At 56.0% G+C, this 22,983-nt stretch carries 21 protein-coding genes; 9 read left to right on the top strand and 12 right to left on the bottom strand.

The window, feature by feature from the left end; translation table 11 throughout:
• Positions 1-12: 12 nt before the first annotated feature.
• On the bottom strand, positions 13-1,344 hold the full coding sequence (locus ACCI51_RS10395) for a peptidylprolyl isomerase (protein WP_371843585.1): 1,332 nt from the start codon (positions 1,342-1,344) through the stop codon (positions 13-15).
• Positions 1,345-1,352: 8 nt separating this feature from the next.
• Positions 1,353-3,965 carry an LPS-assembly protein LptD gene (locus ACCI51_RS10390; protein ID WP_371843511.1) on the bottom strand — a complete coding sequence of 871 codons (2,613 nt, stop codon included), beginning with the start codon at positions 3,963-3,965 and terminating at the stop codon, positions 1,353-1,355.
• Between the two features lie 267 nt (positions 3,966-4,232).
• Here ACCI51_RS10390 and ACCI51_RS10385 point away from each other — a divergent pair, with 267 nt between their 5' ends.
• The 8 genes from ACCI51_RS10385 (at position 4,233) to trpC (ending at position 11,763) form a co-directional block, all read left to right on the top strand.
• On the top strand, positions 4,233-5,285 hold the full coding sequence (locus ACCI51_RS10385) for an aminoglycoside phosphotransferase family protein (RefSeq protein WP_371843510.1): 1,053 nt from the start codon (positions 4,233-4,235) through the stop codon (positions 5,283-5,285).
• A gap of 4 nt (positions 5,286-5,289) precedes the next feature.
• Entirely contained in the window at positions 5,290-5,997 is a 708-nt protein-coding gene (locus tag ACCI51_RS10380) for a nucleotidyltransferase family protein (RefSeq protein WP_299586148.1), read from the top strand.
• 19 nt (positions 5,998-6,016) lie between these two features.
• Complete coding sequence (rpe, locus tag ACCI51_RS10375) at positions 6,017-6,682, top strand: ribulose-phosphate 3-epimerase (protein WP_299586145.1); 666 nt, start codon at positions 6,017-6,019, stop codon at positions 6,680-6,682.
• A gap of 229 nt (positions 6,683-6,911) precedes the next feature.
• Entirely contained in the window at positions 6,912-8,423 is a 1,512-nt protein-coding gene (gene trpE, locus ACCI51_RS10370; RefSeq protein WP_371843509.1) for an anthranilate synthase component I, read from the top strand.
• Positions 8,410-9,270 carry an ion transporter gene (locus ACCI51_RS10365; RefSeq protein ID WP_299586140.1) on the top strand — a complete coding sequence of 287 codons (861 nt, stop codon included), beginning with the start codon at positions 8,410-8,412 and terminating at the stop codon, positions 9,268-9,270. The genes trpE and ACCI51_RS10365 overlap by 14 nt, the downstream gene beginning before the upstream one ends.
• Positions 9,270-9,848, top strand: a complete 579-nt coding sequence (locus ACCI51_RS10360) for an anthranilate synthase component II (RefSeq protein WP_299586136.1) — start codon at positions 9,270-9,272, stop codon at positions 9,846-9,848. The genes ACCI51_RS10365 and ACCI51_RS10360 overlap by 1 nt, the downstream gene beginning before the upstream one ends.
• Positions 9,849-9,922: 74 nt before the next feature.
• The gene (trpD, locus tag ACCI51_RS10355) at positions 9,923-10,972 is read left to right on the top strand and encodes an anthranilate phosphoribosyltransferase (protein ID WP_371843508.1); all 1,050 of its coding nucleotides are present in this window, start codon (positions 9,923-9,925) and stop codon (positions 10,970-10,972) included.
• On the top strand, positions 10,966-11,763 hold the full coding sequence (gene trpC / locus ACCI51_RS10350) for an indole-3-glycerol phosphate synthase TrpC (protein WP_371843584.1): 798 nt from the start codon (positions 10,966-10,968) through the stop codon (positions 11,761-11,763). Before trpD ends, trpC begins: the two co-directional genes overlap by 7 nt.
• Before the next feature lie 101 nt (positions 11,764-11,864).
• On the opposite strand, the gene crp is transcribed toward trpC, so the two are convergent.
• Entirely contained in the window at positions 11,865-12,515 is a 651-nt protein-coding gene (gene crp / locus ACCI51_RS10345) for a cAMP-activated global transcriptional regulator CRP (RefSeq protein ID WP_051089460.1), read from the bottom strand.
• Positions 12,516-12,805: 290 nt separating this feature from the next.
• On the opposite strand from crp, the gene ACCI51_RS10340 reads away from it, so the two are divergent.
• Positions 12,806-13,213 (top strand): OsmC family protein, encoded by a 408-nt coding sequence (locus ACCI51_RS10340; protein ID WP_371843507.1) that lies wholly within the window; start codon positions 12,806-12,808, stop codon positions 13,211-13,213.
• Positions 13,214-13,335: 122 nt separating this feature from the next.
• Here ACCI51_RS10340 and coq7 read toward each other — a convergent pair whose 3' ends face one another.
• The 9 genes from coq7 to accB all read right to left on the bottom strand — a co-directional run bounded on the left by coq7 (position 13,336) and on the right by accB (position 22,962).
• Positions 13,336-13,980, bottom strand: a complete 645-nt coding sequence (coq7, locus tag ACCI51_RS10335; protein WP_371843506.1) for a 2-polyprenyl-3-methyl-6-methoxy-1,4-benzoquinone monooxygenase — start codon at positions 13,978-13,980, stop codon at positions 13,336-13,338.
• Between the two features lie 58 nt (positions 13,981-14,038).
• On the bottom strand, positions 14,039-15,337 hold the full coding sequence (gene purD / locus ACCI51_RS10330; RefSeq protein WP_299586125.1) for a phosphoribosylamine--glycine ligase: 1,299 nt from the start codon (positions 15,335-15,337) through the stop codon (positions 14,039-14,041).
• Positions 15,338-15,538: 201 nt separating this feature from the next.
• Positions 15,539-17,110: a bifunctional phosphoribosylaminoimidazolecarboxamide formyltransferase/IMP cyclohydrolase gene (gene purH / locus ACCI51_RS10325; protein WP_371843505.1), complete on the bottom strand. Its 1,572-nt coding sequence runs from the start codon at positions 17,108-17,110 to the stop codon at positions 15,539-15,541.
• A 143-nt stretch (positions 17,111-17,253) separates the two neighbouring features.
• Positions 17,254-17,562, bottom strand: a complete 309-nt coding sequence (gene fis, locus ACCI51_RS10320; protein ID WP_299586119.1) for a DNA-binding transcriptional regulator Fis — start codon at positions 17,560-17,562, stop codon at positions 17,254-17,256.
• Positions 17,559-18,497 carry a tRNA dihydrouridine synthase DusB gene (gene dusB, locus ACCI51_RS10315; protein ID WP_299586193.1) on the bottom strand — a complete coding sequence of 313 codons (939 nt, stop codon included), beginning with the start codon at positions 18,495-18,497 and terminating at the stop codon, positions 17,559-17,561. Before dusB ends, fis begins: the two co-directional genes overlap by 4 nt.
• Before the next feature lie 248 nt (positions 18,498-18,745).
• Positions 18,746-20,053, bottom strand: a complete 1,308-nt coding sequence (locus ACCI51_RS10310) for a DUF3426 domain-containing protein (protein WP_371843503.1) — start codon at positions 20,051-20,053, stop codon at positions 18,746-18,748.
• A gap of 75 nt (positions 20,054-20,128) precedes the next feature.
• On the bottom strand, positions 20,129-21,010 hold the full coding sequence (gene prmA, locus ACCI51_RS10305; protein WP_299586113.1) for a 50S ribosomal protein L11 methyltransferase: 882 nt from the start codon (positions 21,008-21,010) through the stop codon (positions 20,129-20,131).
• Positions 21,011-21,138: 128 nt separating this feature from the next.
• Positions 21,139-22,479, bottom strand: coding sequence for an acetyl-CoA carboxylase biotin carboxylase subunit (gene accC, locus ACCI51_RS10300; RefSeq protein ID WP_299586110.1), 1,341 nt, complete (start codon positions 22,477-22,479; stop codon positions 21,139-21,141).
• A 15-nt stretch (positions 22,480-22,494) separates the two neighbouring features.
• On the bottom strand, positions 22,495-22,962 hold the full coding sequence (accB, locus tag ACCI51_RS10295) for an acetyl-CoA carboxylase biotin carboxyl carrier protein (RefSeq protein ID WP_299586107.1): 468 nt from the start codon (positions 22,960-22,962) through the stop codon (positions 22,495-22,497).
• Positions 22,963-22,983 lie beyond the last annotated feature (21 nt).

Genomic DNA, 22,983 nt, shown 5'->3' with positions numbered 1-22,983 from the left:
TGAGAAGAGCTTTTATTGCGCTTCGTCTGCGCTGCCTTCTTTCTCTTCGGTCAGTTTAATTTCAACATAGGCCTGGTCGCGGATTTCCCGGCGCCAATTTTGCAGCTCTTCCTCATAGCGACGGTTACGCAAAAGACTGGCAGCCTGGTTGCGGATATACTGATCCGTCATATCCTGTTTGCGGCGATCTTCCACCTTGAGAATATGCCAACCAAATTGACTGCGAAACGGCAGGCTGATTTCACCAATACTTGTGGTCTTCATGGCCTGGGTAAATTCCGGCACAAATTGGCCGGGCATGGACCAGCCCAGATCACCACCGGACAGCATTGAGCCGATATCTTCCGAGTTTTCCCGAGCCAGCTCAGAAAAATTATCACTGTCCATCGCCTCTTCACGAATCGCCACCAGCTTGTTGTACGCCTCGTCATCGGAGAGGATTGCTGAGGGTTTAAGGAGAATATGACGAACCTTAGTCTGTTCTACAAGCTGTTCACTAGCGCCTTTTTGTGCATGTATCTTTAGCAGGTGGAAACCGGCATCACTGCGGAAGGGTTCGCTTACATCGCCTACCTTGAGGCCGTTGAGTGCATCGGCAAATAAGGTGGGCAGTTCGACGGTTTTACGCCAGCCCAGGTCGCCGCCGGCGAGGGCATTCTGCCCGGCAGAGTTGGCGATCGCCAGGCGTCGGAAATCGGCGCCGCCGCGCACCTGTTGAGACAGGTCTTCGGCTTTCTCACGAGCTTGGGTAACTTCACTGGCTGGGGCGCTGGAGCTAATGGGGATTAGAATGTGGCCCAATTCATACTGGGGGGATTTCCAGAACTCCCCTTCTTTAGAGCGCAGGAAGTTATCGATGTCCTGATCGGTGATCTGGATACGGCGGTTGACACTGCCTTGTTCCACCCGGCGGATCATCAGCTCCTGGCGGATCTGTTGGCGGAAGCTCTTCACGGTCATGCCATCGGCGCGCAAGCGCTGACGAAACTCTTCCGGGCTGACGCTGGCGTTTTGCTGGACTCGGGCTATGGCCTGATCGAGCTCAGACTCAGAGATGGTAACGCCTGCGCGGGAAGCCATTTGCAACTGCAATCGTTCGATGATCAGTTGTTCGAGAACCTGGCGGCGCAATATATCAATCGGCGGAGCCTGAACTTGCTGGGCCTGAATTTGGCTGGCGATCGTGTTGATGCGCTGGGCCAACTCACTGGCCATCACCACATCTTCATCGACCACTGCGACTACCCGGTCCAGGGTTTGTACCTGTGCGGTGACTGTACTGGCGATCAGAGCATAGGCAGCCAGAACGGATGACAGCCCCAATTTCGACATAAAATTCTGCATTATTTTCATCACGGTTTCAGCTTTTCTCTCTGATCAAAATTGGCGATTCCCTGGGTGAGCATTTGGGTGACGGTCGCGCCAAACCCGGCTAGGCCTTTCAGTTGTACCTCGAGGAATATACCTTGGTCATACTCCAGGTCTTTAGCCGCTACCACCCCAGCCAAATCATTATCTAAGGTACGGCGCCATACCAGCCGCGCCCGATAGCAGCAATCGTCGTATTCGATACCTGCCAGGTATTCCAGTTCCCGATTCAAGGTGAAATCATAGGCTGCGCCAGCCATTATAGAGGTATGGATATTGAGGGGTAGTACGGCGGAGCTATTCAGCTGTCGGACAGAGGAGTCATCGTCGTTGTTAATCTCATCGGGGAAAAGCGGATTGTCATTCCGCTCATAGTAATAGCTGAGGTTGAAGATACGGGCATCGTCATCAAAGTAGCGCAGGCTGAAGTTGCCGCGATTAACGCTGTGCTCCGTGTCATCGTAGACCAGCTCACTGCGGATGCGCAGGGATTGTATTGGGCGGCTCTCCAGTCGTGCGGCCAGCTCAGACCGAGGTGTTTCCTCGATTAGCTCTTCCAGCCCGATTTGCGTATCGCTGGAATAAAAAACCTGCCCAATACTAGCGGAGAAAAGGTCGCGGCCACTAACGGGCTCGATAAAGCGGGTGGTCAACCCCAAAGCAATACGGTCTGCATCGTCTATCCGGTCATTACCGGTAAAGCGGCTGTTACGGAACAGCTGGTCGTAGCTGAAGGTAAACAGTGCGGTATCGTAAAGCAGATTATTACTATCAGGGTCGATAAAGACTTCCTCTGTATCAGGGTAATTAATTTCTTCCCTACTGATATCGAAGAAATCTGCCTGTTTCGCATTACTACTCAGCAGACCGTAAAGCCGGGGCTCCAGGGTTTGGATGTATTCGTGGTTAAAGGCAAAGCTATCCCGCTCAAAGTAGAGGCCGGTATCCAGGGTGAGCTGGGCGGCGGCGGCGCTGGGTGTGTCGTTGGCACCTTCCGGCAGGAAGGTATCGCTAACCTGATAGCCCAGGTAGCGGCCAGCCAAGCCAGGCTTAAAATAGCCCCACAGCCATTCCTTGTCCCAAAAAAGTTCATAGTCCAGGCGCAGGCGATCTGCGGTTATAAAATCACTCGTCTTGGTGATGACGCTCTCTGGGTCATTGGTATTTCGAATAAATTGTATCGTCTGGGTGTCCTGGTGCCGCCATACCGTGGCTTCATTTTGCAGGGCGAGTTGCCAGTCGCCCCAGCGGTAATTGCCGTCCACATCCAGGCGGGGCAGTTGGGCAAATTCATCGAAGAGGTCATTCTCTAACACTTGGTAGTCTTGGGCACGTAGAGTAACCCGCCAGTTTTCACTGGTCAGCCTACCTTGCGCCGTTTGGTTCACCTTGGTTTCCGCGTTGACCTGAAGGTTGGCCGTACTCAAATCCCGGAAATAATCCGGGTCACTGACCTTAGTGAAGTCGATATCCGTACGCCAGATACTGCCGCTGTAGCCGCCTTGCTGCTCGAGGTTAACCAGCCAGCGGTCCTCGCCCTTATAGGGCAGGACCAGATCCTGTGGGAAACCCCGATCAATGAGTTTCTGGGACAAGTCATCATTGCCCCCACGGTCATTGGGTAGATCGGCCACCCGCACTTCGGTATTGAATATGGGACTGAGATGCCGAAACTCTACTTCTAAGCCGGTGCCTCGATACTGGATATAGCGCGGCGTAATAGTTGCATCCATCTGTGGCGCTATATTCCAGTAGTAAGGAACAGATAAGTCCCAGCCGTTTTTATCGCTATTACTCAGGGAGGGAAAGAGAAAGCCCGACATGCGCGCGTCGCCTACCGGAAAGCGAAAATAGGGGAAGTAGAGTACAGGCACATCGAGTATCTCCAGGCGCACATCGCGCGCGGTCCCCTGGCTTTCCACCTCGTCGATATTGATTTCGCCGCCGGTTAGACGCCAGAACTCCCGCCCCGGCTCACAGCGTGTATAGGTACCCTGGGTAAGCGTCAACTCACCACTGGTTTGGCGGGCGACTTGAACTGCGGTGCCATGGATAAATGCATCGTGCACAACATAGGTGGCGTCTTCAACGGAGGCCGCTTCACTATCGGTTTGCACTTCGGCGGAGGCACCGCGGATCAACAAGTTGGGCTCGCGCAGTTCGATCGCGCCGCTCAGGTAAGCGGTATTGTTCTGGCGGTTGAGGTCCACCCGATCCGCAAACAACTGGCGATAGCCTTGGGTGATATGAACATTGCCGCTCAATTCCGCAGTGCCGTTTTCCAGTAAGCGGGACTGCTCAGCGGTGGCACGCAGCGGGGCGTCTTCAGGTGGAAGGTTTGCGTCCGGATAATTTCTGGGCGGCGCCACAAAGGCTCCAGAACAAATGGCAGGCATCCTGGCCCTTTCTTCTGGGGTTAATTCGGAGCGGGGTAACCAGTCCAAATACAAATAGGGGTTGTATTCCGGGTCGGCAACGCCCTGTTCGGCTAGAGCCCATAGGGGGTGTACGGCGATCAGGCCGAGCGCCAGAGAGTGGACTCGAGGGTTCTGAGCTATCGCCAGCGCGAGGCGACGCCACCGGGAGACTTCAAGCATCAATCGATAGGTTCCGGCTATTCTTGAGAGTTTCTTTATCGGCAGATGCGAGCGACAGCTATCCAGCCGGGGCGCGCAAAAAATTATCGCCCAATTCTACTTGAATGTAGAAGTGGTTAATAGCCGAACAGGTGGTACGGGTGTAAGTAGACGGATGTTAAAGTCGCTGTGCGTCGCCCAGGGCAGGGTTATAATGCGAACCGCTGAATGGGAAACTGTTTTAATAGAGAGCAAGCGACAGGCTGGCGAATGAATGAAGAATGTACTGTGAGTGAAGATCTCCGACAAGTGGCATTGGCCCGGTGGGTGGGGAGAGTACTTGATGACGAGTCCCCTGCAGCACTGGTCAACCTCGCCGGCGATGCGGGTTTTCGGCGGTATTTTCGTACCTCGGCTGAGCCTCGATTGATCGCTGTTGACTCCCCGCCTGAGCGCACCGATCCCGCCCGCTTTGTGGCTCTTGCTGACTACCTGCGACGCAATGGGGTTCACACGCCTATGGTAATTGCTGCCAATGCGACCGATGGCTATCTGTTGCTAGAGGATCTTGGGGATACTCAGTTGTTCAGTGTGCTGGGTAATGACAGCGTTGAAGGGCTCTATGCGGAGGTGATGAGCGAGCTTCTGAGTTTGCAGCAAATACCGAGGCAAGAGGACTTGTTGCCGACATACAGTCCCGAGCTGTTGCTTACCGAAATGCGTATTATGCCCGAATGGCTGGTGAGTAAATTGCTTGGCTATCAGCTTCAAGAGGCGGAAACCCGCATGCTGGAAGACACCTTCCAGCAGTTACTGGAGAGTGCTGCCAACCAGCCGCAGACTTTGGTACACAGGGATTATCACAGCCGAAACTTAATGATACGTGGCGGCGAACGCCCCGGAATTGTCGACTTTCAGGACGCTGTCTGGGGGCCGGTCACCTATGACCTGGTTTCACTGCTGCGGGATTGTTATATCCGCTGGCCGAGGGAGCGGGTGGAGCGCTGGGCGCTAGCTTATGCCGCCACTGCGGAAGCCGCCGGGGTACTGGAACCTGTGGAGCCGGAGACGTTCTTAGCTTGGTTCGACTGGATGGGGCTGCAGCGCCATATTAAAGTGCTGGGTCTGTTTCCGCGCTTGGCATTGCGCGATGGTAAGCAGGGCTACCTGGGGGATTTGCCCTTGGTGATACGCTACATATTGGAAACGGCCGGGCGCTATGCAGAGCTGAAGCCATTTGCCCGCTGGTTCGAGAGCCAATTGCTCCCATTGATCGAACAGCAGCCTTGGTACAGCGACTACCGCTATGCCGGAGACCCGCCTAAAAATTGTATAGATTAATTGAATGACCGACCTCACCGAGACAGCCCCGACAACGGCCATGGTATTGGCCGCGGGCTTTGGGCGCCGAATGCGTCCACTGACCGACCAAGCTCCCAAACCTCTACTGGCCGTAGCGGGAAAACCGTTAATCGAACACGCTCTGGAGCGCCTGCAGGGCGTTGGGGTCAAGCGGGTGGTGATCAATCTGGGCTACCTGGGGCATATGATTCGGGACTACCTGGGTAGTGGCGATCGCTGGGGGCTCGATATCCATTACTCCGTTGAGCACGAAGACAGACCTCTCGAGACTGCCGGGGGAATTCTCAATGCGATGCCGCACTTGGGCGAGGCTCCTTTTCTGGTGGTCAATGGGGATGTCTGGTGCGATTTCGACCTCTCCCGCTGGGCGGCCCGCCCGTTGCCCGAGTATTGTCCTGGGCGCCTACTTATGGTGCCAAACCCTCCGCACAACCCGGAAGGGGACTTTGGTATTGAAAACGGGCTCTTGTCTGGAACCGCCAAGCCCCGCTTTACCTTTGCGGGTATCAGTTGGCTGCGCCCGCAAACCCTTGCTCATTACCCCAAGGTGCGTGAATGCTTCGGCCTTGGTGAAGTGTTCACCTTCCATGAAGACAAATTACAGGCAGAGTTATACCGGGGCGACTGGTGTGACGTGGGGACCCCCGAGCGCCTGGAAAGACTGCATCGCCGCCTAACCGCGGAAAATTGAGTTACTGAAGGAATCTAAGATGTCAGATTACAAGATTGCCCCCTCCATTCTCTCCGCCGACTTTGCGCGCCTTGGGGAAGAGGTGGACAATGTTTTGGCTGCCGGAGCCGATTGGGTGCACTTCGACGTGATGGACAACCACTATGTCCCCAACCTCACCATTGGCCCCATGGTGTGCCAGGCACTGCGCAAACACGGCGTTGAAGCGCCTATCGATGTGCACCTGATGGTGGAGCCGGTCGACGATATGATTCGTATGTTTGCCGATGCGGGCGCTACTTATATCACCTTTCACCCGGAGGCCTCGCGTCATCCAGACCGCTCCCTACAGCTGATTCGCAGTCTCGGTTGCAAGGCTGGTCTGGTCTTCAATCCGGCCACTGGATTGGATGCGGCGAAGTATGTGATGGATAAGCTGGATATGATTTTGCTGATGTCGGTCAATCCGGGCTTTGGTGGGCAGAAATTTATCCCAGGCACTTTGGAAAAGCTGCGCGAAACACGCCAGCTGATCGATGCTTCCGGTTACGATATTCGCCTGGAGATTGATGGCGGGGTGAACCGCGATAATATTGCGGAAATCGCCGCCGCAGGTGCGGATACCTTTGTGGCCGGCTCCGCTATTTTCAATGCTCCAGACTATTCTGAAGTGATTGGAGCAATGCGCCAGAGTCTCTCCCAATAAAAAACCTAGCGGGCAGCCCCTTGCCCGCTGTTTACGGGATTTGTAAACTTGTGCGCCTGCACTGAGGGAATTTCCGTGAACCACACTACCTCCACACTTAACAGCGGGCGATGGCGCCGCTGATTCACTGAGGCCAAATCGGTAGGCAATACCATTCGGCCACCTCTCCTGTGGGCGCCGCCTATACTCTGGCGCCAACTAGAAAAATACCCAATAGATCGGAGTCTCTATGACCCCAACCGAATACGCCCAACTTGTGTCTGCGGGCTATAACCGTATACCGCTGGTGCGCCGAGTACTGGCCGATATTGAAACACCTCTGTCCACTTACCTGAAGCTCGGTGAAGGCCGTTACAGCTATCTGCTCGAGTCTGTTCAGGGAGGGGAGAAATGGGGTCGCTACTCCATTATTGGACTGCCGGCGAGCACCCTGCTGCGGGTGCGTGGCAATGAGGTCACGGTGGAGCGGGCTGAAGAAATTATCGAGCGTCATACCGAACGGGACCCGTTGGCCTTTGTGGAAGCTTTCCAGCAGCGCTATCGAGTGCCGGAGCTTCCCGATTTACCGCGCTTCAATGGTGGCCTAGTCGGATATTTTGGTTATGACTGTGTGCGCTATATAGAACCGCGTCTGGCTGACAGCATGCCGCAGGACAATTTGGGGAATCCTGACATTCTCCTGATGGTCAGCGACGAGTTGGTGGTGTTTGATAACCTAGCGGGCGCGGTAATTTTTATTGTGCACGCGGACCCACAACAGCAGGATGCCTTCGCGCGGGCCCAGCGGCGCCTGGATCAGTTGGTCGAACGACTTGCGCAGCCACTGCCGGATACTGTTCCTCTGGACTTGGATGGTAACGGGATCGAGGAGAGTGCCTTTCACTCCCACTTCGGTGAAGATAATTTTAAAGCGGCAGTGGATCGGGTTAAGGACTATGTCCTCGCCGGAGATGTGATGCAGGTCGTGCCCTCCCAGCGCTTATCGGCGCCTTTTAATGCGCCCCCACTCAATTTCTATCGCGCCTTGCGTAGCCTGAACCCTTCGCCTTACATGTATTTTCTCGATCTGGGCGATCACCAGGTTGTGGGGTCAAGCCCGGAGATCCTGGTGCGCCTGGAAGAGGGTGAGATGACGGTGCGCCCACTGGCCGGCACCCGCCGCCGGGGTGCCTCTGAAGAGGAGGATAAGGCCCTGGAGGCGGAGCTTTTGGCGGACCCCAAGGAATGTGCCGAGCATCTGATGCTGATCGATTTGGGACGTAACGATGTGGGCCGCGTAGCCGCTACCGGCAGTGTGCGGGTCACCGAGCAGATGGTTGTGGAGCGCTATTCCCACGTCATGCATATCACCTCCAATGTGACCGGCAAGCTGCGGGAGGGATTCTCCGGTATGGATGCACTGCGTGCGGCGCTGCCGGCCGGCACTCTGTCTGGGGCACCAAAGATTCGCGCCATGGAGATTATCGATGAGCTGGAGCCTGAGAAGCGCGGTATCTATGGCGGTGCGGTGGGTTACCTGGCCTGGAATGGCAATATGGACACGGCTATCGCAATCCGCACCGCGGTGATCAAGGATGGTCAGCTGTTTATCCAGGCAGGCGCCGGCCTGGTGGCTGATTCCGACCCCCAGTCCGAGTGGGACGAAACCATGAATAAAGCCCGGGCACTGTTCCGCGCAGCGGGCATGGCCCTGGGCAGTCGTTGTAAAGAAGTAAAGACCGAACAAAATGAGCGAAGCTAGTATTTCTCAAAAAGTATCCCTCGCCACGCGCTGTCAGCAGATTGCCGAAACACCCCTGTTTAATCAGGTGATTATCGGCATGATTCTGCTGAATGCGCTGGCGGTGGGCCTGGAGACCTCAAACTGGGTGATGGAGCGCTTCGGCGCTCCATTGGGCGTTATAAATCAGCTGGTGCTGGCCTCTTTTATCCTTGAGGCGGCGGTAAAAATGGTCTCCCATGGCTCGCGGCCCTGGCGTTATTTTGCCAATGGCTGGAACTGCTTCGATTTCACCATTATTGCCCTGAGTTTGATACCCGCTACCGGGCCCCTGGCTACGCTCGCGCGTCTGGTGCGGGTGCTGCGGGTATTGCGCTTGGTTTCCGCCTTCCCCGAGTTGCGCACTCTGGTGGACACACTTTTGCGCAGTTTGCCCAGCATGATGCATATCGCCCTGTTGATGGGGATTATTTTTTATATCTATGGTGTGGCGGGTTACTTTCTCTTCCACGAAGTGGACCCAACCCACTGGCGCAGTTTGCCGATTGCCTTGTTGACCCTGTTCCGTATTGTGACCTTCGAAGACTGGACCGACATAATGTACACGGCCATGGACGCAATGCCCTGGGCTTGGCTGTATTTTATTAGCTTTGTGGTTATGGGCGCCTTTGTCATGATCAACCTGTTTATTGGGGTGGTGCTCAATAACCTGGAGGAGGCCAAGCTGCGCCGTATGGATGAGATGTGCCTACCGCCCAGCCAAACTGAAATCCTGCGCGAGCTGCGCTCTACTCAGACGGCCTTGGCGCGTCTGCAAAAACGTATGGAAAAAACCGGTAGTACCGATAAGGCTATGGGGGCCGAATAATGATTTTAATGATCGATAACTACGACTCCTTTACCTGGAATGTGGTGCAGTACCTGGAGGAGTTGGGTGCAGAGGTAGTAGTCAAGCGCAACGATGAGATTACCCTGGAGGAAATCGAACAGATGGCCCCAGCAAAAATTGTTATTTCGCCGGGGCCCTGTACGCCCAACGAGGCGGGGATTTCCCTGGAGGTGATCCGCCATTTTGCCGGGCGAACCCCAATCCTGGGTATCTGTCTTGGGCACCAGAGTATCGGACAGGTATTTGGCGGCCGCGTAGTGCGTGCCGGGCAGGTAATGCACGGCAAAACATCGCCTATAGTGCACAACAATCTCGGGGTGTTTCACGGTTTGTCCAACCCCTTTGAGGCGACTCGCTATCACTCCCTGGTGGTAGAAAAGGGCAGCCTGCCGGAGTGCCTGGAAGTTACCGCCTGGACGGAGACCGCCGAGGGTGAGATTGATGAAATTATGGGGCTGCGCCACCGTGAATTGGCAATAGAGGGGGTGCAGTTCCACCCTGAGTCCATTCTCACTATGCACGGTCACGATATGCTGAGGAATTTTCTCGAGTCCTGAATGTAAAGGGCAAAAAATGCGGAGGGGTTTTTTCTTCCGTATCAATCAATAGAGCGCGGGGCAGAGGGGACACAATGAATATTCAACAGGCCATCGCCAAGCTGGTAGATGGGGAGCATCTAACCCGTGAGGAAATGCGTGAGACGGTGGGTCAAATCATGCGCGGCGAAACTCAGGAGGCGCAGATAGGGGCGCTACTGATCGCATTGCGTATTCGCGGTGAGACCGTCGAGGAGATTGTCGGTGCGGTGGAAACTATGCGCGCACTGGCCACCAAGGTGGAACTCAACCTGGACAATACCGTGGATATCGTTGGCACTGGTGGCGACGGTGCCAACCTGTTTAATGTGTCCAGCGCCAGTAGTTTTGTTGCGGCCGCAGCGGGGGCCAGGGTCGCCAAACACGGTAACCGATCGGTGTCCTCTAGTAGTGGCTCCGCCGACCTCCTTGAACGCGCCGGGGTTTATTTGGATCTGAGTCCCGAGCAAATGGCGCGCTGTGTGGAAACTATCGGCATCGGCTTTATGTTTGCTCCGAGTTTTCACAGTGCGGTTCGCCACGTGGGACCGGCGCGTAAAGCACTTGGGCTTCGCACTATTTTTAATCTGCTTGGTCCCATGACTAACCCCGCCGGGGTAAAACACAAAGTCATTGGCGTTTATGAGAAGCGCTACTGCCGCCTGTTGGCGGAGGTTTTGCAGCGTCTTGGCTCCGAACACGTGTTGGTTTTGCACAGTGATGATGGCCTCGATGAGGCTAGTATCGCCGCAGATACTTTCGCGGTGGAATTGAAAGATGGCGCTATCAGTGAATTTGTCCTGCGCCCCGAAGACTTTAGTCTGCAGAGGCGTGAGCTGGATGGCTTGATTGTATCGGGAGCTGCAGAGTCTCTGTCACTCATCCGCGATGCGCTGGGTAAACGCGAGACCGAGGCCGGACAAAAAGCCGCCGATATCATTGCCTTGAACGCCGGCCTGGCAATTTATGTCAGCGGTACGGCAACCACGGCGGAGCAGGGTGTCGCGATGGCCCAGGACGCTATCGATAGCGGCTTGGCCGCGGAAAAAATTAATGACCTGGCAGCCTTTACCAGCGCCTTTCGCCCCGAGGAAGTGAAATCGTGAGCACACCGACCATTTTAAAAACTATTATCGAGCGCAAGTGGCAGGAAGTGGCGGAGCGCAAAGTCCAATGTAGCTTGGATGATATACGTCTGCGCGTACAGGACCAGCCCCCGGCTCGGGGGTTTGTTACAGCTCTGGAGCACAAAATTGCTGAGGGCGGGGCCGCGGTGATTGCCGAAATCAAAAAGGCCTCACCCAGTAAAGGGGTGATTCGCGAGGATTTCCTTCCCGCGGAAATTGCTACCAGCTATGAACGGGGTGGTGCGGCCTGTCTGTCAGTACTTACCGATATCGATTTTTTCCAAGGTGCCGACAATTATTTACAACAAGCGCGCAATGCGGTGCGCCTGCCGGTATTGCGCAAGGATTTTACCGTAGACCCCTACCAGATTTATGAAGCGCGGGCGATAGGCGCGGATTGCATTTTGCTGATTGCTGCTTGCTTGGAAGATCAGCAAATGCAGGAACTCAATACGCTGGCTTTGGAATTGGGGCTGGATGTTTTGGTGGAGGTGCACAATCGCGCGGAGCTAGAGCGAGCCCTGGTTTTACCCAACCGCCTGGTGGGTATTAATAATCGCAACCTGCACACCTTTGACGTTCAGCTAGAGAATACGTTTAAGCTGCTCGATTTGATACCTGACGATCGCATCGTTGTGACAGAAAGCGGCATCCACACGACCGATGATGTCGCGGCCATGCGCGGACACAGTGTTAATGCGTTCTTGGTTGGTGAGGCTTTTATGCGCGAAGAGGAGCCGGGACGTAAACTGATGGAAATGTTTAACTGAGTACAGGATGGCTTTGCCAAAAAAGTCGAGCAATAAAGTCTCAGCCACAAAAAAAGGGCGATTAATAAATCGCCCTTTTTTTGTGGCTTAAGGCGAGGCTTTTAGCGCGTGCCGTAGACCACCATGGTCTTGCCTTTGACGGATACCAGCCCCTGTTCTTCCAGTGTTTTCAGTACCCGTCCGACCATTTCGCGGGAGCAACCGACAATGCGGCCAATTTCCTGGCGTGTGATCTTGATTTGCATGCCCTCTGGGTGGGTCATTGCATCGGGCTCATTGCACAGGTCCAGCAGGGTGCGCGCCACGCGACCGGTAACGTCAAGGAAAGCTAGGTCGCCCACTTTACGGGTGGTGTTGCGCAGGCGTCCGGCCATTTGCGTAGCCAGAGCGAATAAGAACTCAGGGTGCTGGCGGGTGAGTTCCTGGAACTTGGTGTAAGAGATTTCCGCAACTTCACACTCGGTTTTGGTGCGCACCCAAGCACTGCGAGTATCCTGATCAAACAGGCCCATCTCACCGAAAAAGTCACCGTCGTTCAGGTAGGCGACGATCATCTCGCGGCCTTCGTCATCCTCAATCAGGACGGTGACCGAGCCGCGCATGATGAAATAGAGGGATTCACAGCGGTCGCCGGCATAGATAATGGTGCTCTTGGCCGGATAGCGACGCCGGTGGCAGTGGGCCAGAAAGTCTTCAATATTGCCGATAGTCATGGGGTCTTCGATAGCAACCGTCACGGATTTATTCCTCATTTTTTGTATCGTGCTCTATCCCGGCTTTGGCAGCTGAGCACTATTGAATTATCGCGCGAAAAATCAGTCCCCAACAGAGGTAGGTTGCGGCAAAGTTCCGCAGTGTGACCTGTGACACTCTGGCGCCGGTGCGATTGGACTGTAAATTCACCAATGAAGCATGGAAACTTCTGCGGTGGGTATTTCGCGCGGAGGTGCTGTGGTTACTATACCGGAAATATTCTGCGTATCGGGATAATCTTGTGCTGTGTGCTAAGCTTCGCGACTTGAGTTTTAGCGGGAGCATGGCAATGCAGGGCAAGGTAACCTGGGTCAATGATTTGACTTTCGTCGGCGAGGCCGGCAGTGGTAATTCGGTAGTAATGGAGGGGGGGCGCACTAACAATGGCGTGCGTCCGATGGAAATGATTCTCCTCGGTGTAGGCGGCTGTGCGGCTTACGATGTGGTTTCCATTTTACAGAAGGCGCGTCAGGATATTATTTCCTGTCACTGCGAATTGAACGGGATTCGCCCAGATACCACACCTTCTCCATTCGAGCGTATCGAGATGGAATTTGTCGTGCGTGGTCGCGGTTTAAAAGAGTCCCATGTGGCACGTGCGGTAGAGCTTTCCGCGGAGAAATACTGCTCCGCTTCTATTATGTTGCGCAACGCGGGAGTGGAAATTGTGCACAGTTATCGCGTGGAAGAGGCCTGAGTCAGGACTTACAAGAATAATAAAAAGGCCCGTTAAAAAGCTTTCAATTTTTAACGGGCCAATAGTGTTTTCTGAGGTCGGTTATTTTTTGCCGGGCTTTCGCCGGGACTCGATAGTTGGGTTTAAACTTTATAGCTAGCTGAGGTCATTACCTTGGCAACTAAGGACATGGCGCCCTTCACTGGGGCGGGGAAGCGTTTTCCACCCGCCGCCAGCGCGGCATGCGCGTGTTCACTCTCATCGATTAACATCTGTTCTACCACTGCGCGGCTCTTTTTATCCTGCTGCGGTAGCTTTTGCAGGTGGCTCTCCAGATGTTCGCACACCCGTTCCTCCGTCGCGGCGACAAACCCCAGGCTGATACGATCGCTGACTTTGCCGGCGGCGGCGCCGAGGCCAAACGACAGGCCGTACCAGAGTGGGTTGAGCAGGCTCGGACGACTGTCTAATTCTTTGAGGCGTTGCTCACACCAGGCCAGGTGATCAATCTCCTCATCGGCGGCGCGCTCCATCTCCCCGCGCACCTCGGGCAGTTTTGCCGTGAGCGCCTGGCCCTGGTAAAGGGCTTGTGCGCATACCTCACCGCTGTGATTGACGCGCATTAAGGCGGCGGCGTGCTTGCGCTCAGCATCGCTGAGTTCGGCTTCCGTTTCACCTTTTGCCGGTGAGGTACGTCTATGGCAGGGTTCGCCCGGACTCAGGGTGCGCAGGGCCCGATCGGCCTGAATCAGTAGGCGGTCGAGTCCACTCAGATTGCGTTCACTCATTGCGTGTTGCTCCCTCTGGGTGGCGGTTGCCCGAAGCGACCGCCATGTTTGCCTGATACTACTTGACGCTGTCGGCTTGTTCTCTTTCGACTGCGCGATAGCCAATATCTTTCCGGTAAAAAACGCCGTCCCAGTAGATGGCGCGGGCGGCTTCGTAGGCGTTGGCCTGGGCCTCGGCAACGCTGTCGCCCAGAGCGGTGGCGCAGAGTACACGGCCGCCGTTGGTAACCACCCGCTCGCCGTCTTCGGCGGTACCGGCGTGAAAGACCTTGGCATTTTCACTGTCGGCCTTCTCGAGTCCACTGATCGCATCGCCCTTGCGGTAGCTGGCCGGGTAGCCGTGTGCCGCCAGTACGACACCGAGAGATGGGCGCGGGTCCCATTCTGCGTTTACGCTGTCGAGTTTCTTGTCGAGCGCGGCCAGACACAGGTCAACCAGATCTGATTTCAAGCGCATTAAAATAGGCTGGGTTTCCGGATCGCCAAAGCGGCAATTGTATTCGATTACCCGCGGAGCACCCTCCGGGTCGATCATCAGGCCGGCATAGAGGAACCCGGTATAAGGAGTACCTTCGGCGGCGAGACCTTTTACGGTGGGTTCGATAACTTCCTGCATAATGCGCTGGTATACGCTATCGGTAACCACTGGTGCGGGGGAATAGGCACCCATGCCGCCGGTATTGGGACCGGTGTCGCCGTCGCCGACACGCTTGTGATCCTGGCTGGTGGCCATCGGCAAGATATTCTCCCCATCCACCAAGACAATAAAGCTCGCTTCCTCACCCTGCAGGAACTCCTCAATCACGACGCGACAGCCGGCTTCGCCAAAAGCGTTGCCAGACAGCATATCGCGTACTGCTAGCTCAGCCTGCTCTTCAGTTTCGGCGACGATGACGCCCTTGCCGGCGGCGAGGCCGTCCGCTTTCACTACGATGGGAGCGCCGCGTTCGCGAATATATTCGATGGCCGGTTCAATTTCGGTGAAATTGCGATAGGCGGCGGTGGGAATTTTGTGGCGCTCGAGAAAATCTTTGGTAAAGGCCTTGGAGCCCTCGAGTTGAGCGGCACCTTTACTGGGACCAAAAATAGCGAGGCTGCGGCCGTTAAAGAAGTCCACAATACCATCAACCAGCGGGGCTTCTGGGCCGACGATAGTGAGTTCCACGCCATTTTCTTCAGCGAAGTCCGCCAATGCGGAGAAGTTATCCACGCCGATGGCCACATTCTCTACTTTGTCTTCCCGGGCACTACCGGCATTGCCCGGTGCCACAAAGACGGTGCCAACCGCCGGATTTTGCGCGGCTTTCCACGCCAGGGCATGTTCGCGGCCACCTGAGCCGATGATTAAAACATTCATTCTTAAATCCCCCTAAGTCGACCACTTGGGTCCATTGGACAGGTATCAGGTGCGCTAGTTTAGCGCGGAATCACTACAGGTGGCGTAGCCCGCCTGCAATGAGCGCCTCGTTGGGGTGGGCGCTTGATTGGAGCCAGTGTAAAGGCCGTTATCATTAGGCTACCGCGGATCGCAGCGTGCGATCCGCGGTGCTGGCCATTTTTAGTGGCGGAAGTGACGCATGCCGGTAAAGACCATGGCCATATTATGCTCGTCGGCTGCGGCAATAACTTCTTCGTCACGCATGGAGCCGCCTGGTTGAATCACCGCCTGGATACCCACTGCGGCCGCGTTGTCGATGCCGTCGCGGAAGGGGAAGAAGGCGTCGGAGGCCATCACGGAACCCTCCACAGCGAGGCCGGCGTGCTCGGCTTTGATTGCGGCGATACGTGCGGAGTTAACACGGCTCATCTGCCCGGCGCCCACACCGATGGTGCGACCGTCTTTGCCGTACACGATGGCATTGGATTTTACGAACTTGGCCACTTTCCAGGTGAACAGCAGATCGCGGATTTCCGCTGCGGTAGGCTGGCGCCTGGAGACCACTTTCAAGTCGGTGGCGGTGACGATACCGTCGTCGCGATCCTGCACCAGCAGGCCACCGTTGACACGCTTGTAATCCAGGGTTGGGGTGCGCTCGCTACCCCATTGGCCGCAGACCAGCAGGCGCACATTTTTCTTCTCGGCAACGACCTGCTTGGCGTCCTCGGAGACAGAGGGCGCGATGATTACTTCGACGAATTGGCGCTCGACAATGGCGCGGGCGGTGGCGCTGTCCAGTTCGCGGTTAAAGGCGATAATACCGCCGAACGCGGATTCGCTGTCGGTAGCGAAGGCCAGATCGTAGGCTTTGCCGATATCCTCGCCGGTGGCGACGCCACAGGGGTTGGCGTGCTTGACAATCACGCAGGTGGGCTCATCGAAGGCTTTGACACACTCCAGTGCCGCATCGGTATCGGCGATATTGTTATAGGACAGCTCTTTGCCCTGCAGCTGGGTTGCTGTAGAGATGCTGGCTTCCGCCGGGTTGGCCTCCGTGTAGAACGCCGATTTCTGGTGGGGGTTCTCGCCGTAGCGCAGGTCCAGCTTCTTGATGAACTGACTGTTGTAAGTGCGCGGGAATAGCTGTTTCTCTTCGCCTTTGATGGTGCCCAGGTAGTTGGCGATAGCGCCGTCGTAGCTGGCGGTATGTTCGAAAGCTTTTACGGCAAGGTCGAAACGGCTGGTGTGGCTGAGCGCACCGGCATTGGCTTTCATTTCATCGATAACGCTGTCGTAATCGTTGGCATTGACCACGATGGCGACGTCTTTGTGGTTTTTGGCCGCGGCGCGCACCATGGTGGGACCACCGATATCGATATTCTCGATGGCGTCCTCGAGAGAGCAGTCCGGCTTGGCAACAGTTTGTGCGAAGGGGTAGAGGTTGACCACAACCATATCGATCGGAGTGATACCGTGTTCGCCCATCACCGTATCGTCGGTGCCGCGGCGACCGAGAATACCGCCGTGTACTTTGGGGTGCAGAGTCTTGACGCGACCGTCCATCATTTCTGGGAAACCGGTGTAGTCGGAAACTTCCACGACGGGAATGCCTGCCTCTTTGAGCTGACGATGGGTGCCGCCTGTGGAAAGAATCTCAACACCCATGACGGAGAGCTGTTGGGCGAACTCTACGATGCCACTCTTGTCAGAGACACTAATGAGAGCGCGGCGGATGGAAACCTTGTCTGTCATTGCACTTGATCCAACTGGTTTTCGAAAAGGATTTTTAAAGGTTGTAGCGGAGTGTCCGCTGGGGCAACAAAAGTGCTGCCGGGAAAATAGCGAAGGGGGATGAGTCACCTCATCCCCCTTCAAAATTCTGCTCGGTGGGAAGCTTACAGAAGCCCGTAGCGCTTCAGCTTCTTGCGCAGAGTGCCGCGGTTGAGACCCAGCAATTGCGCGGCGCGTGTCTGGTTGTGACGGGTGTACTTCATCACTACTTCGAGCATGGGCGCTTCAATTTCTGACAGCACCATGTCGTAGACATCGGTAACCATCTGGCCATCCAGGTGGCGGAAATAGTTCTCCATTGCGTGCTCTACGGCATCGCGCAGGGACTGCTGCTGTGGCTGTGCCAGCTGCGTTTGCCCCTTGGAGGATACTTCTTCGCTGCCAGTATCCGGAATCAATACTTCGTTATTCATGCCGCTTGTGCCCCTCTCGTTATTCGGCGTTCAAACCACTCGTGAACGCTGGCATGTTGTACTTCTGCGCTCTCTATCTGGAAAAAGGTCTTGCGGAAGGACTCACTGTTCGCGAGTGTCTTCAAGTACCAGCCCACATGTTTACGGGCGATACGGACCCCCATCACCTCACCGTAGAATTGGTGCAATTCATTCAGGTGGGTGATCAGTATTTTTCTCACTTCGTCCAATGTTGGTTCGGATAGCCGCTCGCCGGTGGCGAGATAGTGAGCTATTTCCCGAAAAATCCATGGTCTTCCCTGTGCGGCGCGGCCAATCATAACCGCCGCCGCGCCTGTGTAATCAAGCACCTGGCGGGCTCTCTCGGCACTGCCAATGTCGCCATTGGCAAAAACCGGGATGCTTACCCTGGATACAATTTCGGCAATGGTATCGAATTCAGCCTGTCCGTGGTAGCCGCAGGCACGAGTGCGGCCGTGAACCGCCAGAGCGGCGATACCGGCATTCTCGGCCATTTGGGCTATAGTGACGCCATTGCGGGAATCCGCACACCAGCCGGTACGAATCTTCAGCGTCACCGGGACAGAGACAGACTGGACCACGGCCTGCAATATATCCGCAACCAGCTTTTCATCCCGCAGCAGGGCGGACCCCGCTGCTTTTTTACACACTTTTTTTGCCGGGCAGCCCATATTGATATCGATGATTTGAGCGCCGCGACGGACGTTTTCCCGAGCGGCCTGGGCCATCATCTCGGGATCGCCGCCGGCGATCTGCACCGATATCGGAGCGGCCTCACCACTGTGGTCCAGGCGCAGGCGTGACTTGCGGCTGTTCCACAGGCGGGTGTCCGAGGTTACCATCTCCGAAACCACCAGCCCGGCACCGAGTTGGCGACACAGCTGGCGGAAGGGGCGATCGGTGACTCCGGCCATAGGCGCCAAGATTACCGGGTTGTCGATAATGTAGGGGCCTATAGCAATAGACACGCTAGCTCCGTTTGGGCTTTGGAAGGGCGATCTGGGCCCTGGCAAAATGGCCGCCTATGATAACGATTGGCCCAGCGTTGGCAAAGCGAAAAAGCGGGCAAATTGATCGATCCCTGTGCGTTTAGCTTGTGGAGTGGTCAGTTTCAGTGGCTTTTCATGCCAATGGGTAAATGGCTATGGCGCGCATGACTCTTCTATGGAGTGATCTTCATCTCGTAATTCACCGCTTCAGTGCCCGGATCAACCACCTCGATAGCAATATGGATGGGGCTACCCTTGGGCATCAACTTGCGCCCGGCCAGCTCGCCCTGTAAGTACTCCCTGGGGGTGAAGCGGCGGCTGGCCACCGCTTTATTTTTCAGGTCGCTGAAATTCAGTAACAGGTTGGGGAAGGGTTGCGGGTAGGGAGCTGTATTCAATAACACCGCGTCCACCACCAGGGCGCCATCCAATTGTGGGTGGCTGCGTACCATCAGGTTAGAAGCCTGGATGGCGCTGGGGTCTTTGAGCTGGGGCAGGGTGCAGCTGAAAATCGGGCAGGCTACTGCGTAGAGGTTGCGCCATGGCTGCTGCTTGCTGAGTCGATCAAACTGGAAGTAGGCCACTTGTGCGAACAGCGCGAGGCTTAGCAGGGGCAGTAATAGCCACCACAGCCAGGGGCTAAAGGATCTTTTCGGCGTTGTCCTACCCCAGGATACCTCTAAAGGTGCCGGCTGGATGGCGGAGATAAGCTGTTCTCGCACTGGCTTGGGCTCGCGCTCAGGCTTCGCCTGGGGCTGGCGATCGGCGTCGCCTGGAGAGTCAAAAAAGGGTTCTTGGCGCCCATTACTGGGGACGGTTAAAGGTTCAGGGCTGTCTAGTGGGGAGGGGCTGGAAGCCGCTGCGGTAGCGTCAGGCTCTGACCCTGGTACGCTTTCTGTAGCCTGAACCCCGAGGGGCTGTTCCCAGGGACCTTTGTCATCCGGGTGACTGTCTGTGGGAGCCGTTAGTTTGGCGTCACTCGTCTCTATTGCGCCGCTGTCGAAATCGGGGGCATCGTTCCAGTCTGGCTTGAGGACCGAGGCAAGATCTTCTTCGGATTCCCCCGCACTATCGGTTTCTTCCTGCAGCTCCTGCCATTCACTATCGCCAAATGCATCACCGATAAAACTTTCTGGGCTGGCTTCCGCTGTTGTGTACGGGCTGGATTGCGCCGCTTCTCCAGAGATTTGGGCGTCGGAAAGCAGTTGTTGCGCAGGGGGGTGGGGCTGCGCTTTCCCCTCTGCGGGCTCGTCATCCTCCAGTTCGATATCGTCGTGGATCAGGAAATCGTCGTCCTCCAGCAGCGCCTCCAGGTCACTGCGAGTGCCGGGGTCGCTGTCATTGAAGACGATATTCTCATCCGCGCGAAAAACCTGCAGGCAGGAGCCACAGCGCACCGCACCGCGGGCGGCGCGCAGCTGTTGGTCATTGACATGAAATGAAGTGCTGCAATGAGGGCAGCGGGTTACCAGTTGAGACATTCGACTATGGCGCAGTTTATTTTGCGCTCAAGTTTATCAGTCCACCCGGTCCCCGCGTAGTGGTGGGTAGCGTATTTAGCAAATACGGGTGCCGCTTAAACGCACCCAGCCCTCGTGTTCTCCATTTTCATCGAAGTCGATATTCTCCGCATAGGCACTTTTTACCTGTTCTGCTTGGGAGGTGAGGATACCGGATAGACAGATCCGCCCGCCGATTTTGGTGAGGGCAATCAGTTGTGAAGAGAGCTCCACTAGGGGGCCGGCAAGGATGTTGGCCAACATCACATCCGCGTGCTCTTGCGGCATTTGCTCGGGTAGATAGACGGGAAAGCGTTGCGGATCTATGCCGTTGCGCACTGCGTTGTCGCGACTGGCAAGCAGGGCCTGAGGATCAATATCTGTGCCTATGGCATGTTCCGCACCGAGCAGTAGGGCGCCGATACCGAGAATGCCGGAGCCACAGCCAAAGTCGATGGCGCTTTTCCCTCGCAGAGCTTCTCGCGCCAACCAGCGCAGACAAAGGAAGGTGGTGGGGTGGGTGCCAGTGCCGAAAGCGAGGCCGGGGTCGAGCAACAGGTTGACGGCTTCGGGATGCGGCGGCTCACACCAGCTGGGGCAGATCCACAGATTGTCACCGCACTGGATGGGTTTGTAGTGGTCCATCCACTCGCGCTCCCAGTCTTTGTCTTCAAGCTGCTCCCAGCGGGTATTGGGGAGAAGTTCGCACAGAAATGAGGCGGCTTTGGCCTCGGTTACTGAAGTATCGACCTCGGCATCGAATAGGCCGGTTACTCGTGTCTGGTCCCACAGGGGGGTCTCGCCGAGGCCGGGCTCAAGAATGGGTTGGTCTGCGTTATCCTGCAGGGTAACGGATACGGCACCGGCAAAAAGCAGTGCGTCTTCGATTTTTTCCGCTTGTGCACGATCTGTGTCGATGCGAAGTTGTAACCAGGGCATAAGAATTCCACGGTGAGTAACAGCTGTGGGGCTGAACGCCCCTTCCTGTGATGATTGTCGCCATCCCTGGCGCTCGGATTCATCGTAACCGTGCAATTCTCTCCAACTTTGCCCCGGCTGGCGAGGGACTAAATCCTCAGCTTCTTCTCTAAGTAGTGAATATTGACCCCACCTTTGGCAAAGGCTTCGTCCCGAACGAGTTCTTCTTGCAGGGGAATATTGGTTTTGATGCCATCCACAACCAGCTCTGAAAGGGCTACGCGCATGCGCGCAAGAGCAGTTTCGCGATCCTCGGCATGCGTGATGACCTTGGCAATCATCGAGTCGTAGTTGGGGGGGACCGTATAGCCCGAGTAGAGATGTGAATCGACACGCACACCTAGGCCGCCGGGCATGTGGAAGTTGTTCACTTTGCCGGGGCAGGGGAAGAAGGTCTGTGGGTCTTCCGCATTGATACGGCACTCAAAGGCGTGCCCTCTAATCACGATATCTTCCTGTGTGAGGGAGAGCTTCTCGCCCGCACAGACTCGAATCTGCTCTTTTATCAGATCCACGCCCGTGACCATCTCGGTGACGGGGTGCTCCACCTGGATACGGGTATTCATCTCGATAAAATAGAAGCGTTCATCTTCGTAGAGGAACTCAAAAGTGCCGGCGCCGCGGTAGCCAATATCAATACAGGCCTGCACGCAGGACTCCAGTACCTGTTTGCGCACTTCGGCGGGGATACCGGGGGCAGGCGCTTCCTCGAGCACTTTTTGATGGCGGCGCTGCAGGGAGCAGTCGCGGTCCCCCAGGTGAATGGCGTTGCCCTGGCCGTCGGACATCACCTGGATCTCCACATGGCGGGGGTTCTGCAGGAATTTTTCCATATACACAGTGCCGTCACCGAAGGCGGCCTGAGCCTCGGATTTGGTCACGGCGATGGCGTTAATTAGGTCTTCAGCGCGCTCAACTACACGCATACCGCGACCTCCGCCGCCAGCGGCGGCCTTGATAATCACTGGGTAGCCGACCTTTTCACCGACCTCCAGGCATCGCTCGCTATTGTCCGGCAGGGGGCCGTCAGAGCCCGGCACTGTGGGGACGCCGGCCTTTTTCATTGCGGCGATGGCGGATACCTTGTCACCCATCAGGCGGATGACATCCGGGTCAGGGCCGATAAATGTGAAGCCACTTTTCTGGACTTGCTCGGCGAAGTCGGCATTTTCCGCGAGGAAGCCGTAGCCGGGGTGCACAGCTACCGCATCGGTAATCTCCATAGCAGAGATCAGGGCGGGTATATTCAGGTAACTTTGCGAAGAGGGGTTGGGCCCGATACAGACCGATTCATCGGCCAGGCGTACATGCTTCAGGTTGCGGTCTACGAGAGAGTGCACCGCGACGGTGGCGATACCCATCTCTTTACAGGCGCGCAAAATCCGCAAGGCGATTTCGCCGCGGTTGGCGATCAGGATTTTGTCGAACATAGTGACTTACCCCACTCAGACAATGGTCACAAGCGGCTGATCGAACTCTACCGGTTGGCCGTCTTCGAGCAGGATGGACTCAATGGTGCCGCTTTTGTCGGCTTCAATTTGGTTCATCATTTTCATGGCCTCAACGATACACACCACATCGCCCACTTTGACTTGTTGGCCCACCTTAACAAAGGGCTCAGCGCCAGGGCTGGCAGCGGCGTAGTAGGTGCCGACCATGGGAGATTTTACCGCGTGGCCACTGATAGCCGGCTTGGCTTCTTTCTCGACTGCTGTCGGGGCTGCAGTCTGGATCGGGGGTGTCGGGACGGGTGCCGGGGCTACAGGAGCGCCGTAAAACGGGGCAATTGGTTGGGGGGCGCTGCTAACACCACGGCTGATGCGCACGGATTCCTCGCCCTCTTTGATTTCCAGCTCGCCGATATCCGATTCCTCGAGCAGCTCAATTAATTTTTTAATTTTGCGGATATCCATAGTTCTTTCACTCGCAGGTTT

It is taken from the genome of Microbulbifer echini, assembly GCF_041447225.1.
GTDB lineage: Bacteria > Pseudomonadota > Gammaproteobacteria > Pseudomonadales > Cellvibrionaceae > Microbulbifer > Microbulbifer echini.
Note: the sequence above shows the minus strand (reverse complement) of the source record. Positions and strands in the feature narration are given on the sequence as shown.

Coding starts and splice junctions, on each gene's coding strand:
- purD (WP_299586125.1), bottom strand. CDS start 15,337: ATGAATGTTTTAATCATCGGCTCAGGTGGCCGCGAACATGCCCTGGCG.
- trpD (WP_371843508.1), top strand. CDS start 9,923: ATGAATATTCAACAGGCCATCGCCAAGCTGGTAGATGGGGAGCATCTA.
- dusB (WP_299586193.1), bottom strand. CDS start 18,497: ATGGCCGGAGTCACCGATCGCCCCTTCCGCCAGCTGTGTCGCCAACTC.
- ACCI51_RS10310 (WP_371843503.1), bottom strand. CDS start 20,053: ATGTCTCAACTGGTAACCCGCTGCCCTCATTGCAGCACTTCATTTCAT.
- coq7 (WP_371843506.1), bottom strand. CDS start 13,980: ATGAGTGAACGCAATCTGAGTGGACTCGACCGCCTACTGATTCAGGCC.
- purH (WP_371843505.1), bottom strand. CDS start 17,110: ATGACAGACAAGGTTTCCATCCGCCGCGCTCTCATTAGTGTCTCTGAC.
- crp (WP_051089460.1), bottom strand. CDS start 12,515: ATGAGGAATAAATCCGTGACGGTTGCTATCGAAGACCCCATGACTATC.
- fis (WP_299586119.1), bottom strand. CDS start 17,562: ATGAATAACGAAGTATTGATTCCGGATACTGGCAGCGAAGAAGTATCC.
- ACCI51_RS10390 (WP_371843511.1), bottom strand. CDS start 3,965: ATGCTTGAAGTCTCCCGGTGGCGTCGCCTCGCGCTGGCGATAGCTCAG.
- ACCI51_RS10360 (WP_299586136.1), top strand. CDS start 9,270: ATGATTTTAATGATCGATAACTACGACTCCTTTACCTGGAATGTGGTG.
- prmA (WP_299586113.1), bottom strand. CDS start 21,010: ATGCCCTGGTTACAACTTCGCATCGACACAGATCGTGCACAAGCGGAA.
- ACCI51_RS10395 (WP_371843585.1), bottom strand. CDS start 1,344: ATGCAGAATTTTATGTCGAAATTGGGGCTGTCATCCGTTCTGGCTGCC.
- rpe (WP_299586145.1), top strand. CDS start 6,017: ATGTCAGATTACAAGATTGCCCCCTCCATTCTCTCCGCCGACTTTGCG.
- accC (WP_299586110.1), bottom strand. CDS start 22,479: ATGTTCGACAAAATCCTGATCGCCAACCGCGGCGAAATCGCCTTGCGG.
- trpE (WP_371843509.1), top strand. CDS start 6,912: ATGACCCCAACCGAATACGCCCAACTTGTGTCTGCGGGCTATAACCGT.
- ACCI51_RS10365 (WP_299586140.1), top strand. CDS start 8,410: ATGAGCGAAGCTAGTATTTCTCAAAAAGTATCCCTCGCCACGCGCTGT.
- ACCI51_RS10380 (WP_299586148.1), top strand. CDS start 5,290: ATGACCGACCTCACCGAGACAGCCCCGACAACGGCCATGGTATTGGCC.
- ACCI51_RS10340 (WP_371843507.1), top strand. CDS start 12,806: ATGCAGGGCAAGGTAACCTGGGTCAATGATTTGACTTTCGTCGGCGAG.
- accB (WP_299586107.1), bottom strand. CDS start 22,962: ATGGATATCCGCAAAATTAAAAAATTAATTGAGCTGCTCGAGGAATCG.